We start from the raw sequence: 15,071 nt of genomic DNA, 5'->3' as shown, positions 1-15,071 counted from the left end.
CCCCAAGGCCAAGGCCCAAGGGAAACATCGGTTCGAACCTCGGCTTGCCTTGTGAGCGCCTTCCGGCGCTTCGCAGGGGACAGGATCCTCGAGCGTCGCCCGGGATCGTCAAGATCCCGCGCGGCAAAGGCAAACCCGGCAGGCCTGCAGGATTGCGGTCTGCCAACTGGAGATAGGCAGTGGAAAGAGCGGAAAAACGCGAATTCGTCACGGAGCTGAACGAAGTCTTCAAGGCTTCCGGTTCGGTTGTCGTGGCCCACTATGCCGGCGTCACCGTTGCGCAAATGAACGATTTTCGTTCGAAGATGCGCGCAGCTGGCGGCACCGTCAAAGTCGCGAAGAACCGCCTGGCCAAGATTGCCCTTCAGGGTACGGAGTCCGAAGGGATCATCGATCTCTTCAAGGGTCAGACACTCATTGCATATAGCAATGACCCGATCGTGGCTCCCAAGGTCGTCGTGGATTTCGCCAAGACCAACGACAAGGTCGTTGTTCTCGGTGGTTCCATGGGCACCACAACGCTGAATGCGGAAGGCGTCAAGTCGCTTGCGACCCTGCCTTCGCTGGATGAACTGCGCGGAAGGCTGCTGGGCATGATCCAGACCCCGGCCACCCGTATCGCAGGCGTTGTTGCAGCACCGGCAAGCCAGCTTGCCCGCGTGTTCGCGGCCTATGCCAAGAAGGACGAAGAAGCCGCATAAGGCGGTTTTTCGCTGTTTATATCAACATCGGTTCGAATTGAACAAAAGGAACTATGACAATGGCTGATCTCTCTAAGATCGTTGAAGACCTCTCCTCGCTGACCGTTCTGGAAGCTGCAGAACTGTCGAAGCTTCTCGAAGAAAAGTGGGGCGTTTCCGCTGCTGCACCGGTAGCCGTTGCTGCTGCCGGCGGCGCTGGCGCTGCTGCTCCCGTCGAAGAAGAAAAGACCGAGTTCGACGTTATCCTGGCTGAAGCCGGCGCTAACAAGATCAACGTCATCAAGGAAGTCCGCGCGATCACCGGCCTCGGCCTCAAGGAAGCCAAGGACCTGGTCGAAGCTGCTCCGAAGGCCGTCAAGGAAGGCGTTTCCAAGGCTGAAGCTGCTGACCTCAAGAAGAAGCTCGAAGACGCTGGCGCCAAGGTTGACGTCAAGTAATCTGGCTTTACGACGGAGAGAGGCGGCCCGAAAGGGCTGCCTCTCTTTGACCGTTTTTCGAACGTATTACCCAAAAGCCCCCCACAGATTCGGCTTTTTGGTAATGGGTTCTTCAAGAGGATGGTCCCGGTACCTGGACGACACGGCATTCCGCGCTTTGTGTCCTGGGCCGCGAGACGAGATTGAGCAATCCATCTTAGACGGGGTCGACTGGCCATCGATCCCCGTCCGTTGCAGGCCCGGATGCACATATTGAAGGAGCGACGATGGCTCAGACCCTTTCGTTTAACGGTCGCAGGCGCGTACGCAAGTTTTTCGGCAAAATCCCTGAAGTCGCAGAAATGCCGAACCTCATCGAGGTTCAGAAGGCGTCTTACGATCAGTTCCTGATGGTCAAGGAGCCGGCTGGCGGCCGTCCTGACGAGGGACTGCAGTCGGTTTTCAAGTCGGTCTTTCCGATCAGCGACTTTTCCGGCGCCTCCATGCTGGAGTTCGTCTCCTATGAGTTCGAGTCCCCGAAGTTCGACGTCGACGAATGCCGTCAGCGCGACCTGACCTACGCAGCGCCGCTCAAGGTGACGCTGCGCCTCATCGTGTTCGATATCGACGAGGATACGGGCGCGAAGTCCATCAAGGACATCAAGGAACAGAACGTCTACATGGGCGACATGCCGCTCATGACGAACAACGGGACGTTCATCGTCAACGGCACCGAGCGCGTCATCGTCTCGCAGATGCACCGTTCGCCCGGCGTGTTCTTCGACCATGACAAGGGCAAGAGCCACTCGTCGGGCAAGCTGCTGTTTGCAGCGCGCGTCATTCCCTATCGCGGTTCCTGGCTCGACATCGAATTCGACGCCAAGGACATCGTCCATGCGCGTATCGACCGTCGCCGCAAGATCCCCGTCTCCTCTCTGCTGATGGCACTCGGCATGGACGGCGAGGAGATCCTTGAGACGTTCTACACCAAGTCCTTCTACAAGCGTGACGGCAAGGGCTGGCGGATCCCGTTCCAGCCGGAGGTCCTGAAGGGCCAGAAGGCCATCACCGAGATGATCGACGCCGATACCGGCGAAGTCGTCGTGGAAAGCGGCAAGAAGCTGACCCCGCGTCTGCTCCGTTCGCTGACCGAGAAGGGCCTCAAGGCCATCAAGGCATCCGACGACGATCTCTATGGCAACTATCTTGCCGAAGACCTCGTCAACATGGCAACCGGGGAAATCTTCCTGGAAGCCGGCGACGAGATCGACGAGAAGACGCTCGGCGTCATCCTCGCTGCGGGCTTCGAAGAGATCCCCGTTCTCGACATCGACCATATCAATGTCGGCGCCTACATCCGCAACACGATTGCCGTCGATAAGAACGAGAACCGTCAGGACGCTCTGTTCGATATCTACCGCGTCATGCGCCCGGGCGAGCCGCCGACCATGGATTCGGCCGAAGCCATGTTCAACACGCTGTTCTTCGATGCCGAGCGCTACGACCTTTCGGCCGTCGGTCGCGTCAAGATGAACATGCGTCTGGATCTCGATTGCCCGGACACGGTTCGTGTTCTGCGCAAGGAAGACATCCTGGCGGTCGTCAAGATGCTGGTCGAGCTGCGTGACGGCAAGGGCGAGATCGACGACATCGACAACCTCGGCAATCGCCGCGTTCGTTCCGTCGGCGAACTGATGGAAAATCAGTATCGTCTCGGCCTGCTCCGCATGGAGCGCGCCATCAAGGAACGCATGTCGTCGATCGAGATCGACACCGTCATGCCGCAGGACCTGATCAACGCGAAGCCGGCGGCTGCCGCCGTGCGCGAGTTCTTCGGTTCCTCGCAGCTGTCGCAGTTCATGGACCAGGTGAACCCGCTTTCGGAAATCACCCACAAGCGCCGTCTTTCGGCTCTTGGACCGGGTGGTCTGACCCGCGAGCGCGCAGGCTTCGAAGTCCGCGACGTTCACCCGACCCATTACGGCCGTATCTGCCCGATCGAGACGCCGGAAGGCCCGAACATCGGTCTGATCAACTCGCTCGCCACCTTTGCCCGCGTCAACAAGTACGGCTTCATCGAAAGCCCGTACCGCAAGATCGTCGACGGCAAGGTCACCCGCGAAGTGGTCTACCTCTCCGCCATGGAAGAGGCCAAGTACCACGTTGCCCAGGCGAACTCCGTGCTGAATGCCGACAATGAATTCGAAGAAGAATTCGTCGTCTGCCGTCACTCGGGCGAAGTCATGCTGACGCCGCGCGACCAGATCAACCTGATGGACGTCTCGCCGAAGCAGCTCGTGTCCGTTGCCGCCGCTCTCATCCCGTTCCTTGAGAACGACGATGCGAACCGCGCGCTCATGGGCTCGAACATGCAGCGTCAGGCCGTGCCTCTGCTGCGCGCCGAAGCGCCGTTCGTCGGCACCGGCATGGAGCCGGTCGTGGCCCGCGACTCCGGCGCTGCCATCGCGGCGCGCCGCGGCGGTGTCGTCGACCAGGTCGATGCGACGCGTATCGTTATCCGCGCGACCGAAGAGCTCGAGGCCGGCAAGTCCGGCGTCGATATCTACCGCCTGCAGAAGTTCCAGCGCTCCAACCAGAACACCTGCGTCAACCAGCGCCCGCTGGTCACCGTCGGTGACATCCTGAACAAGGGCGACATCATCGCGGACGGTCCCTCGACTGATCTCGGCGATCTTGCGCTTGGCCGCAACGCGCTGGTCGCGTTCATGCCCTGGAACGGCTACAACTACGAGGACTCGATCCTCCTGTCCGAGCGCATTGTGCGCGATGACGTGTTTACCTCCATCCACATCGAAGAATTCGAAGTGATGGCGCGCGACACGAAGCTCGGTCCGGAAGAAATCACGCGCGACATTCCGAACGTGTCGGAAGAAGCGCTGAAGAACCTCGACGAAGCCGGCATCGTCTACATCGGTGCGGAAGTGCAGCCGGGCGACATCCTCGTCGGCAAGATCACGCCGAAGGGCGAAAGCCCGATGACGCCGGAAGAGAAGCTTCTGCGCGCCATCTTCGGTGAAAAGGCGTCCGACGTCCGCGACACCTCCATGCGCATGCCCCCGGGCACGTTCGGGACCATCGTCGAAGTTCGTGTTTTCAATCGCCACGGCGTTGAAAAGGACGAGCGTGCGATGGCGATCGAGCGCGAGGAAATCGAACGTCTCGCAAAGGACCGCGACGACGAACAGGCGATCCTCGACCGCAACGTCTATGCCCGCCTGATCGAGATGCTGCGCAGCCATTCCGCCGTCGCAGGTCCGAAGGGCTTCAAGAAGGGCACGGAGCTGACCAACGCGATCGTCTCCGAATATCCCCGCTCGCAGTGGTGGATGTTCGCCGTCGAGGACGAGAAGGCTCAGGGCGAGATCGAAGCGCTGCGCGGCCAGTACGACGAGTCGAAGTCGCTGCTCGAGCATCGCTTCATGGACAAGGTCGAAAAGGTCCAGCGCGGCGACGAAATGCCTCCGGGCGTCATGAAGATGGTCAAGGTCTTCGTCGCTGTGAAGCGCAAGATCCAGCCGGGCGACAAGATGGCCGGCCGTCACGGCAACAAGGGTGTCGTGTCGCGCATCGTTCCGATCGAGGACATGCCGTTCCTGGAAGACGGGACGCATGTGGATGTGGTTCTGAACCCGCTGGGCGTGCCGTCGCGCATGAACGTCGGACAGATCCTCGAGACGCACCTCGGCTGGGCTTGCGCCGGCATGGGTCGCAAGATCGGTGACATGCTCGACGCCTACAAGGCGGGCGCCGACATCAAGCCGCTGCGCGACACCATCGACAGCGTCATCGGTTCCGGTCCGAAGGGCGAGCCGATCAAGGATTACGACGACGACAGCATCGTCCGTCTGGCCGAGCAGACACGCCGCGGCGTGTCGATCGCAACGCCGGTCTTCGACGGTGCGGTGGAAGCCGACGTCAACGAGATGCTGGAGCAGGCAGGCCTGAAGATCTCCGGTCAGTCGACGCTGTATGATGGCCGTACGGGCGACCAGTTCGACCGTCAGGTCACGGTCGGCTACATCTACATGCTGAAGCTGAACCACCTCGTGGACGACAAGATCCATGCGCGTTCGATCGGTCCCTACTCGCTGGTCACCCAGCAGCCGCTCGGCGGCAAGGCCCAGTTCGGCGGTCAGCGCTTCGGGGAAATGGAAGTCTGGGCGCTCGAAGCCTACGGCGCCGCCTACACCCTGCAGGAAATGCTGACGGTGAAGTCGGACGACGTGGCCGGACGAACCAAGGTCTACGAGGCGATCGTGCGCGGCGACGACACGTTCGAGGCGGGCATTCCGGAGAGCTTCAACGTTCTCGTCAAGGAAATGCGCTCTCTCGGCCTGTCCGTCGAGCTCGAGAATTCGAAGCTTGAGGATCTCCAGCCGACGCAGCTGCCGGACGCCGCTGAATAAAACGCGATTGACGCGCGCGCCTCACCAAGGCGCGCGCAGGTCCTGCCGGTCGTCTTCATCCGAGAGACGACGGGACAGGGCGCTGAGCCGCACCCGATGCGGTTTTATCCGTTTGACGAGCAGAGGGGCCGGCGCCCCGGGAAATGCCGGCCACACTCGCTCAAGATAAGGGGCTATGCCCCAAAGGAGATAGGCATGAACCAAGAGGTCATGAACCTTTTCAATCCGCAGATGCCTGCACAGACCTTCGATTCGATCCGCATCTCGATCGCGTCGCCGGAGAAGATCCTCTCGTGGTCGTTCGGCGAGATCAAGAAGCCGGAAACCATCAACTACCGCACGTTCAAGCCGGAACGCGACGGCCTGTTCTGCGCGCGCATCTTCGGGCCCATCAAGGACTATGAGTGCCTGTGCGGCAAGTACAAGCGCATGAAGTACAAGGGCATCATCTGCGAAAAGTGCGGCGTCGAAGTCACGCTGTCGCGCGTTCGGCGCGAGCGCATGGGCCACATCGAGCTTGCAGCCCCGGTTGCCCACATCTGGTTCCTGAAGTCCCTGCCGAGCCGCATCGCGACGCTGCTCGACATGACGCTGAAGGATATCGAGCGCGTTCTCTACTTCGAAAACTACATCGTCACCGAGCCCGGCCTGACCTCTCTGAAAGAGAACCAGCTTCTCTCGGAAGAAGAGTACATGATCGCCGTCGATGAATTCGGCGAAGACCAGTTCACGGCGATGATCGGTGCGGAAGCCATCTACGAGATGCTCGCCTCGATGAACCTCGAGAAGATCGCCGGCGATCTGCGCCAGGACATGGCTGACACCACGTCCGAGCTGAAGCAGAAGAAGCTGATGAAGCGCCTGAAGATCGTTGAGAACTTCATGGAGTCCGGCAACCGGCCGGAATGGATGATCATGAAGGTCGTTCCGGTCATCCCGCCGGACCTGCGTCCGCTCGTCCCCCTGGACGGCGGCCGTTTCGCGACGTCCGACCTCAACGATCTCTACCGCCGCGTCATCAACCGCAACAACCGCCTGAAGCGGCTGATCGAACTGCGGGCGCCGGGCATCATCATCCGCAATGAAAAGCGCATGCTGCAGGAATCCGTCGATGCGCTGTTCGACAACGGCCGTCGCGGTCGCGTCATCACGGGTGCCAACAAGCGTCCGCTGAAGTCGCTCTCCGACATGCTGAAGGGCAAGCAAGGCCGGTTCCGCCAGAACCTGCTCGGCAAGCGCGTCGACTATTCCGGTCGTTCGGTCATCGTGACGGGTCCGGAACTGAAGCTGCACCAGTGCGGCCTGCCGAAGAAGATGGCGCTCGAGCTCTTCAAGCCCTTCATCTACGCCCGTCTCGACGCCAAGGGCTTCTCGTCCACCGTCAAGCAGGCCAAGAAGCTGGTCGAGAAGGAAAAGCCGGAAGTCTGGGATATCCTCGATGAGGTCATCCGCGAGCATCCGGTTCTGCTCAACCGCGCACCGACGCTGCACCGCCTCGGCATCCAGGCCTTCGAGCCCACGCTGGTCGAAGGCAAGGCGATCCAGCTGCACCCGCTCGTCTGCACGGCGTTCAATGCCGACTTCGACGGCGACCAGATGGCCGTTCACGTGCCGCTGTCGCTCGAAGCGCAGCTGGAAGCCCGCGTGCTGATGATGTCGACCAACAACATCCTGCATCCGGCCAACGGCGCACCGATCATCGTTCCCTCGCAGGACATGGTTCTCGGGCTCTACTACCTGTCGATCATGAACCAGAACGAGCCGGGCGAAGGCATGGCCTTCTCCGACATCGGGGAACTGCATCACGCGCTCGACAACAAGTCGGTCACGCTGCATGCGAAGATCCGTGGTCGCTTCAAGTCGGTCGACGAGAACGGCAAGCCGGTTTCCAAGATCTTCGAAACCACGCCCGGCCGCATGCTCATCGGCGAACTGCTGCCGAAGAACGTCAACGTTCCGTTCGACGTCTGCAATCAGGAACTGACCAAGAAGAACATCTCCAAGATGATCGACACGGTCTACCGTCATTGCGGCCAGAAGGACACGGTCATCTTCTGCGACCGGATCATGCAGCTCGGCTTCGCACATGCCTGCCGCGCCGGCATCTCGTTCGGCAAGGACGACATGGTCATTCCGGAAACCAAGGCGAAGATCGTCGGCGACACCGAGTCGCTGGTGAAGGAATACGAACAGCAGTACAATGACGGCCTGATCACGCAGGGCGAAAAGTACAACAAGGTCGTAGACGCCTGGGGCAAGGCCACCGAAAAGGTCGCCGAAGATATGATGGCCCGCATTAAGGCCGTCGAGTTCGACGACAACGGCCGTCAGAAGCCGATGAACGCGATCTACATGATGTCGCACTCCGGCGCCCGTGGTTCTCCGAACCAGATGCGCCAGCTGGGCGGGATGCGTGGTCTGATGGCCAAGCCTTCGGGCGAAATCATCGAGACCCCGATCATCTCGAACTTCAAGGAAGGCCTGACCGTGAACGAGTACTTCAACTCGACGCACGGTGCCCGTAAGGGTCTTGCAGACACCGCCCTGAAGACGGCAAACTCCGGCTACCTGACGCGTCGTCTGGTCGACGTTGCACAGGATTGCATCGTCAACTCGGTCGATTGCGGCACCGAAAACGGCCTCACCATGACCGCCATCGTCGATGCCGGTCAGGTCGTTGCCTCCATCGGCGCCCGCGTTCTCGGTCGTACGGCTCTCGACAACATCGATCATCCGGTCACGGGTGAGCGCATCGTCGATGCCGGCCTGATGATCCTGGAAGCGGACGTGGTCGAAATCGAGAAGGCCGGCATTCAGTCGATCCGGATCCGTTCGGCCCTGACCTGCGAAATCCAGACCGGCGTCTGCGGCGTCTGCTACGGTCGCGACCTTGCCCGCGGTACCCCTGTCAACATGGGTGAAGCGGTCGGCGTCATCGCGGCTCAGTCGATCGGCGAGCCGGGCACGCAGTTGACCATGCGGACGTTCCACCTGGGTGGCACGGCCAACGTGGTTGACCAGTCGTTCCTGGAAGCGTCCTACGAAGGCACGATCCAGATCAAGAACCGCAACATGCTGCGCAACTCCGATGGCATTCTCATTGCCATGGGTCGTAACATGGCGATCCAGATCCTGGACGAACGCGGCGTGGAACGCTCCTCGCAGCGGGTCGCCTACGGCTCGAAGATCTTCGTCGATGACGGCGACAAGGTTCGTCGCGGTCAGCGTTTCGCGGAGTGGGACCCCTACACGCGTCCGATGATGACGGAAGTCGAAGGAACGGTTCACTTCGAGGATATCGTCGATGGTATCTCGGTTCTCGAAGCGACCGACGAAGCCACCGGCATCACCAAGCGTCAGGTTATCGACTGGCGTTCGACGCCAAGGGGTATCGACCTGAAGCCGGCGATCGTCATCAAGGACAAGAATGGCGTCGTTGCCAAGCTGTCGCGTGGCGGCGAGGCCCGGTTCCTGCTCTCGGTCGATGCGATCCTGTCGGTCGAGCCTGGTACGAAGGTGTCCCAGGGTGACGTGCTGGCACGTTCGCCGCTGGAAAGCGCCAAGACCAAGGACATCACCGGTGGTCTGCCGCGTGTTGCCGAACTCTTCGAAGCGCGTCGTCCGAAGGACCATGCGATCATCGCGGAGATCGACGGCACGATCCGTTTCGGTCGCGACTACAAGAACAAGCGTCGCGTGCTGATCGAGCCGGCGGAAGACGGTGTCGAGCCGGTCGAATACCTGATCCCGAAGGGCAAGCCCTTCCACCTTCAGGACGGCGACTATATCGAAAAGGGTGACTACATCCTCGACGGTAACCCGGCACCGCATGACATCCTGGCGATCAAGGGCGTGGAAGCACTCGCTTCTTACCTTGTGAACGAAATCCAGGAAGTCTACCGTCTGCAGGGCGTTGTCATCAACGACAAGCACATCGAGGTCATCGTTCGCCAGATGCTGCAGAAGGTCGAAGTCACCGACGCCGGCGACTCTACCTACATCGTGGGCGACAGCGTGGACCGGATCGAACTGGAAGACGTCAACGACCAGCTGATCGAACAGGGCAAGAAGCCGGCCTATGGCGACCCCGTCCTGCTCGGCATCACCAAGGCGTCGCTGCAGACCCCGTCCTTCATCTCGGCCGCGTCCTTCCAGGAAACGACCAAGGTGCTGACGGAAGCCGCGATCGCCGGCAAGACCGACGGCCTCCAGGGGCTCAAGGAAAACGTCATCGTCGGCCGTCTCATCCCGGCCGGTACCGGTGGAACCATGACACAGATCCGTCGCATCGCCACGGCACGCGACGAGATGATCCTCGAGGAACGCCGCAAGTCGACGGGTGCCGATACGGCGACCCCGATGCTCGCAGACATGGCGAGCGAAAACGCTGCCGCCGAATAAAGCGCAGACGTCCGACTATGAAAAAAGCCGCCCGGAGCGATCCGGGCGGCTTTTGACGTTCTCTGAAAAGAAAGTGAGGGCCTCTATCTCGGCCTTCGATCAGTTGAACCGGATGATCGCGACTTCGCCCTCGAGCGCGCCCTTGTAGGCCGAGGCATGCGGTTCGTCTTCGGGCACGCCTTCCAGCATGCCGATCTGGTCGAGGTCCGCCTCGAGGAATCCTTCCTCGGCCAGGGCATTCAAAGCCTCGCGAACCGCACTGTCGTCGTCGGCGGCGCGCAGGACCACGTGAATGTCGACGCCGTCCCCGTCGCCGTCCTGTTCGAAGGCCTTGCCGATGATGATGAAGACCATGGGATCGTCGGAATTGTTGTCGTTGTCGGGCAGGACCGTCATGGAGACTCCTCTTGTCGGGTCTTTGAAAATGCGGCACCAAGCGCCGATGACGTGATCTATATCAAAAGCCGCAGCCGCGACAATTCGTTCCCGCAGCTTCTTTCCGCGGATGCGATTCTTTCGCCAGGCTGTTGCCGATTCTCTCAATTGCCGCCGCACGGTCCTCGGCGGTCCCGCCCTGCAGCCCGCGGCAAGCCGTCACAAACCCCGCAATTGCGGGGTTTCCGGCGCGGGGCAGGGGAGAATCTTTAGGATATGCCCTTGACGGGCGGGGGGTAAAACAGTACACCCCGCCTCATCGGAGCCCATGTGAGGCTGGCTGGTTCGGAACGACACGTTCTGGAGTTCGCCTCAAACAAGGTTCAAACGCACGCTGAAGACCAAGAATGCTGCACGCAAGACGCCCGAAACGGCGTCCTCTGCTTTTCATGGGGCATCTGCTGAAACGCGGATCGGCCCTTGTTCGCGCATTTCCACGCGTACGCAAAGCCGGAGACGGCATTGATCCGCCCGAAAGGGTAACGAAGATTTTGCAAGGGATGGTTATATGCCTACCGTAAACCAGCTGATCCGCAAGCCGCGTCAGGCACAGGTCAAGCGCAACAAGGTACCGGCGCTTCAGGAAAATCCGCAGAAGCGTGGCGTGTGCACACGCGTCTACACGACGACCCCGAAGAAGCCGAACTCGGCACTTCGTAAGGTTGCCAAGATCCGTCTGACGAATGGCTTCGAAGTCATCGGCTACATCCCGGGCGAAGGCCACAACCTCCAGGAACACTCCGTCGTGATGATCCGCGGCGGCCGCGTGAAGGACTTGCCGGGCGTTCGCTACCACATCATCCGTGGTGTTCTCGATACCCAGGGTGTCAAGAACCGTAAGCAGCGCCGCTCCAAGTACGGCGCGAAGCGTCCGAAGTAATCGATCACCAGCGCCATTTCGCTGGGTAAACAAAGATAAAGTTGAGAGACGAAACATATGTCCCGTCGCCATAGTGCAGAAAAGCGTGAGATCAACCCGGACCCCAAGTTCGGCGATCTCGTTGTCACCAAGTTCATGAACGCCATCATGCTTCATGGAAAGAAGTCGGTTGCTGAAAACATCGTCTACGGTGCTTTCGATGCCGTTCAGGGCAAGCTGAAGCAGGAGCCGGTCGCCGTGTTCCATTCGGCTCTCGACAACATCGCTCCGCACGTAGAAGTCCGTTCGCGCCGCGTTGGTGGTGCGACGTACCAGGTTCCGGTCGATGTCCGTCCGGAGCGCCGTCAGGCTCTCGCCATCCGCTGGCTCATCGCCGCAGCTCGCAAGCGCAACGAAACCACCATGATCGATCGCCTCTGCGGCGAACTCATGGATGCCGCAAACAATCGCGGCAGCGCAGTGAAGAAGCGCGAAGACACGCACAAGATGGCCGACGCCAACCGCGCTTTCTCGCATTATCGCTGGTAATCGACGTCCATTTTCGAAAGGCAGTCCATCATGGCTCGCGAATATAAAATCGAAGACTACCGCAATTTCGGGATCATGGCGCATATCGACGCCGGCAAGACCACGACCACCGAGCGGATTCTTTACTACACCGGCAAGTCGCACAAGATCGGCGAAGTGCACGACGGCGCTGCCACCATGGACTGGATGGAGCAGGAGCAGGAACGCGGCATCACCATCACGTCTGCTGCGACCACGACCTACTGGAAGGGTCGCGACGGCAAGATGCGTCGCTTCAACATCATCGACACTCCCGGCCACGTCGACTTCACGATCGAAGTCGAGCGTTCGCTGCGCGTTCTCGACGGTGCGATCGCTCTTCTCGACGCCAATGCCGGCGTCGAGCCGCAGACGGAAACCGTCTGGCGCCAGGCTGAGAAGTACAACGTTCCGCGCATGATCTTCTGCAACAAGATGGACAAGACGGGCGCCGACTTTTATCGCTCCGTGTCCATGATCAAGTCGCGCCTGGGTGCGATCCCGGTCGTCATGCAGCTCCCGATCGGTGCGGAAACCGAATTCAAGGGCGTCATCGATCTGATCGAGATGAACGCTCTCGTCTGGCGCGACGAGTCGCTCGGCGCCCAGTGGGACGTCGTCGAAATCCCGGATGACATGAAGGACCAGGCTCAGGAATATCGTGAGCTCCTGATCGAGACTGTCGTCGATATCGACGAACAAGCGATGGAAAACTACCTGAACGGTGTCATGCCCGACAACGAACAGATCCGTGCGCTCGTTCGCCGCGGCACCATCGACGTCAAGTTCCACCCGATGTTCTGCGGTACGGCCTTCAAGAACAAGGGCGTTCAGCCCCTGCTCGACGCCGTCTGCGACTACCTGCCGTCCCCGGCCGACATTCCCGCCATCAAGGGTATCGACGTCAAGACGGAAGCCGAAATCGAGCGTCACGCAACGGACGAAGAGCCGCTGTCCATGCTCGCGTTCAAGATCATGAACGACCCCTTCGTCGGTTCGCTCACCTTCGCCCGCATCTATTCCGGCAAGCTCGAAAAGGGCACGTCGGTCATGAACACGGTCAAGGAAAAGCGCGAGCGCGTCGGCCGCATGCTTCAGATGCATTCCAACTCGCGTGAAGACATCGAAGAAGCCTTCGCAGGCGACATCGTCGCTCTCGCGGGCCTCAAGGAAACCACGACGGGCGACACGCTTTGCGATCCCCTGAAGCAGGTTATCCTCGAGCGGATGGAATTCCCCGAGCCGGTCATCCAGATCGCGATCGAGCCGAAGTCCAAGGGCGACCAGGAAAAGATGGGCCTCGCGCTCAACCGCCTGGCAGCCGAAGACCCGTCCTTCCGCGTCAAGACAGACGAAGAGTCCGGCCAGACGATCATCGCCGGAATGGGCGAGCTTCACCTCGACATCCTTGTCGACCGCATGCGTCGCGAGTTCAAGGTCGAAGCCAACGTCGGTGCGCCGCAGGTTGCTTATCGTGAGACGATCACGAAGAAGCACGAAGAAGATTACACGCACAAGAAGCAGTCCGGTGGTACCGGCCAGTTCGCGCGCGTCAAGATCGTCTTCGAACCCAACCCGGATGGTGACGAGTTCAAGTTCGAGTCCAAGATCGTTGGTGGTTCCATTCCGAAGGAATACATCCCCGGCGTTCAGAAGGGCATCGAAAGCGTGCTGTCGTCCGGCCCGCTGGCTGGCTTCCCGATGCTCGGCGTCAAGGCGACGCTCATCGACGGTGCCTTCCACGACGTCGACTCCTCGGTCCTCGCCTTCGAAATCGCATCGCGTGCCTGCTTCCGTGAAGCATCGCGCAAGGCCGGCGCGCAGCTGCTCGAGCCGATGATGAAGGTCGAAGTCGTCACCCCGGAAGATTACGTCGGCGACGTCATCGGCGACCTGAACTCCCGTCGTGGCCAGATCCAGGGCCAGGAAAGCCGCGGTATCGCCGTGGTGATCGCTGCCAACGTGCCGCTGGCCAACATGTTCAAGTACGTCGATAACCTGCGCTCCATGAGCCAGGGCCGCGCGCAGTACTCGATGGTCTTCGATCACTACGCACCGGTTCCGTCGAACGTTGCAACCGAAATCCAGGCGAAGTACTCCGGTCAGAAGTGACCGGAGCCTGACTGACGCCCGTTAAACAGAATTGAACCCCGCAAGGGGCCACAGATGGAGAGCCGAAAATGGCAAAGAGCAAGTTTGAACGCAACAAGCCGCACGTGAACATCGGAACGATCGGTCACGTCGACCATGGCAAGACGTCGCTGACGGCAGCGATCACGAAGTACTTCGGCGAATACAAGGCCTACGACCAGATCGACGCCGCTCCGGAAGAAAAGGCCCGCGGCATCACCATTTCGACGGCTCACGTCGAATACGAGACGCCGGCGCGCCACTACGCCCACGTCGACTGCCCCGGCCACGCCGACTACGTCAAGAACATGATCACCGGTGCTGCCCAGATGGACGGCGCGATCCTGGTCTGCTCGGCTGCCGACGGCCCGATGCCCCAGACCCGCGAGCACATCCTGCTCGCCCGTCAGGTCGGCGTTCCCGCGATCGTCGTGTTCCTCAACAAGGTCGACCAGGTCGACGACGCCGAGCTTCTCGAGCTCGTCGAGCTGGAAGTTCGCGAACTTCTTTCGTCCTACGACTTCCCCGGCGATGACATTCCGATCGTCAAGGGTTCGGCTCTGGCCGCTCTCGAAGATTCGGACAAGAAGATCGGCGAAGACGCGATCCGCGAGCTGATGGCCGCTGTCGATGCCTATATCCCGACGCCCGAGCGTCCGATCAACATGCCGTTCCTGATGCCGATCGAAGACGTGTTCTCGATCTCGGGTCGCGGTACGGTCGTGACCGGTCGCGTCGAGCGCGGCATCGTCAAGGTCGGTGAAGAAGTCGAGATCGTCGGCATCCGCGCGACGTCGAAGACCACGGTCACCGGCGTTGAAATGTTCCGCAAGCTGCTCGATCAGGGCCAAGCCGGCGACAACATCGGCGCACTCGTTCGCGGCGTCACCCGTGACGGCGTCGAGCGTGGCCAGATCCTGTGCAAGCCGGGCTCGGTCAAGCCGCACAAGAAGTTCATGGCCGAAGCCTACATCCTGACGAAGGAAGAAGGCGGCCGTCATACGCCGTTCTTCACGAACTACCGTCCGCAGTTCTACTTCCGCACGACGGACGTGACCGGGATCGTCACGCTTCCGGAAGGCACGGAAATGGTCATGCCGGGCGACAACGTCACCGTTGCCGTCGAGCTGATCGT

Annotated in this window: 9 protein-coding genes; 8 read left to right on the top strand and 1 reads right to left on the bottom strand. The window is 60.6% G+C overall.

The features are described from left to right. Positions 1 to 179 precede the first annotated feature (179 nt). The 4 genes from rplJ (at position 180) to rpoC (ending at position 9,945) form a co-directional block, all read left to right on the top strand. The gene (gene rplJ / locus C8J36_RS05815; RefSeq protein WP_062594492.1) at positions 180 to 701 is read left to right on the top strand and encodes a 50S ribosomal protein L10; all 522 of its coding nucleotides are present in this window, start codon (positions 180 to 182) and stop codon (positions 699 to 701) included. Positions 702 to 760: 59 nt separating this feature from the next. Continuing rightward, the gene (gene rplL, locus C8J36_RS05810; protein ID WP_062472481.1) at positions 761 to 1,138 is read left to right on the top strand and encodes a 50S ribosomal protein L7/L12; all 378 of its coding nucleotides are present in this window, start codon (positions 761 to 763) and stop codon (positions 1,136 to 1,138) included. A gap of 266 nt (positions 1,139 to 1,404) precedes the next feature. Next, complete coding sequence (gene rpoB / locus C8J36_RS05805; protein WP_132533365.1) at positions 1,405 to 5,544, top strand: DNA-directed RNA polymerase subunit beta; 4,140 nt, start codon at positions 1,405 to 1,407, stop codon at positions 5,542 to 5,544. A 195-nt stretch (positions 5,545 to 5,739) separates the two neighbouring features. Then, positions 5,740 to 9,945 carry a DNA-directed RNA polymerase subunit beta' gene (rpoC, locus tag C8J36_RS05800; protein WP_062594494.1) on the top strand — a complete coding sequence of 1,402 codons (4,206 nt, stop codon included), beginning with the start codon at positions 5,740 to 5,742 and terminating at the stop codon, positions 9,943 to 9,945. A 99-nt stretch (positions 9,946 to 10,044) separates the two neighbouring features. Here the strand turns inward: rpoC and C8J36_RS05795 are convergent, their stop codons facing one another. Beyond that, complete coding sequence (locus tag C8J36_RS05795) at positions 10,045 to 10,341, bottom strand: hypothetical protein (protein ID WP_062594495.1); 297 nt, start codon at positions 10,339 to 10,341, stop codon at positions 10,045 to 10,047. 547 nt (positions 10,342 to 10,888) lie between these two features. Here C8J36_RS05795 and rpsL point away from each other — a divergent pair. The 4 genes from rpsL to tuf all read left to right on the top strand — a co-directional run. Then, entirely contained in the window at positions 10,889 to 11,260 is a 372-nt protein-coding gene (rpsL, locus tag C8J36_RS05790) for a 30S ribosomal protein S12 (protein WP_003507760.1), read from the top strand. 57 nt (positions 11,261 to 11,317) lie between these two features. After that, on the top strand, positions 11,318 to 11,788 hold the full coding sequence (gene rpsG / locus C8J36_RS05785) for a 30S ribosomal protein S7 (protein ID WP_018325882.1): 471 nt from the start codon (positions 11,318 to 11,320) through the stop codon (positions 11,786 to 11,788). Between the two features lie 30 nt (positions 11,789 to 11,818). Then, positions 11,819 to 13,918, top strand: coding sequence for an elongation factor G (gene fusA / locus C8J36_RS05780; protein ID WP_132533363.1), 2,100 nt, complete (start codon positions 11,819 to 11,821; stop codon positions 13,916 to 13,918). 68 nt (positions 13,919 to 13,986) lie between these two features. Next, on the top strand, positions 13,987 to 15,071 hold a 1,085-nt coding region (gene tuf / locus C8J36_RS05775), incomplete at its 3' end, for an elongation factor Tu (RefSeq protein ID WP_132533919.1).

The sequence above is a fragment of the Rhizobium sp. PP-F2F-G48 genome, from assembly GCF_004342335.1.
In the GTDB taxonomy this organism is placed as follows: Bacteria; Pseudomonadota; Alphaproteobacteria; order Rhizobiales; family Rhizobiaceae; genus Ferranicluibacter.
Note: the sequence above shows the minus strand (reverse complement) of the source record. Positions and strands in the feature narration are given on the sequence as shown.

Bases quoted from the DNA above. Each gene is read 5' to 3' on its own strand.
- rplL (WP_062472481.1), top strand. From the start codon at position 761: ATGGCTGATCTCTCTAAGATCGTTGAAGACCTCTCCTCGCTGACCGTT.
- rpoB (WP_132533365.1), top strand. From the start codon at position 1,405: ATGGCTCAGACCCTTTCGTTTAACGGTCGCAGGCGCGTACGCAAGTTT.
- C8J36_RS05795 (WP_062594495.1), bottom strand. From the start codon at position 10,341: ATGACGGTCCTGCCCGACAACGACAACAATTCCGACGATCCCATGGTC.
- rpsG (WP_018325882.1), top strand. From the start codon at position 11,318: ATGTCCCGTCGCCATAGTGCAGAAAAGCGTGAGATCAACCCGGACCCC.
- rpsL (WP_003507760.1), top strand. From the start codon at position 10,889: ATGCCTACCGTAAACCAGCTGATCCGCAAGCCGCGTCAGGCACAGGTC.
- rpoC (WP_062594494.1), top strand. From the start codon at position 5,740: ATGAACCAAGAGGTCATGAACCTTTTCAATCCGCAGATGCCTGCACAG.
- fusA (WP_132533363.1), top strand. From the start codon at position 11,819: ATGGCTCGCGAATATAAAATCGAAGACTACCGCAATTTCGGGATCATG.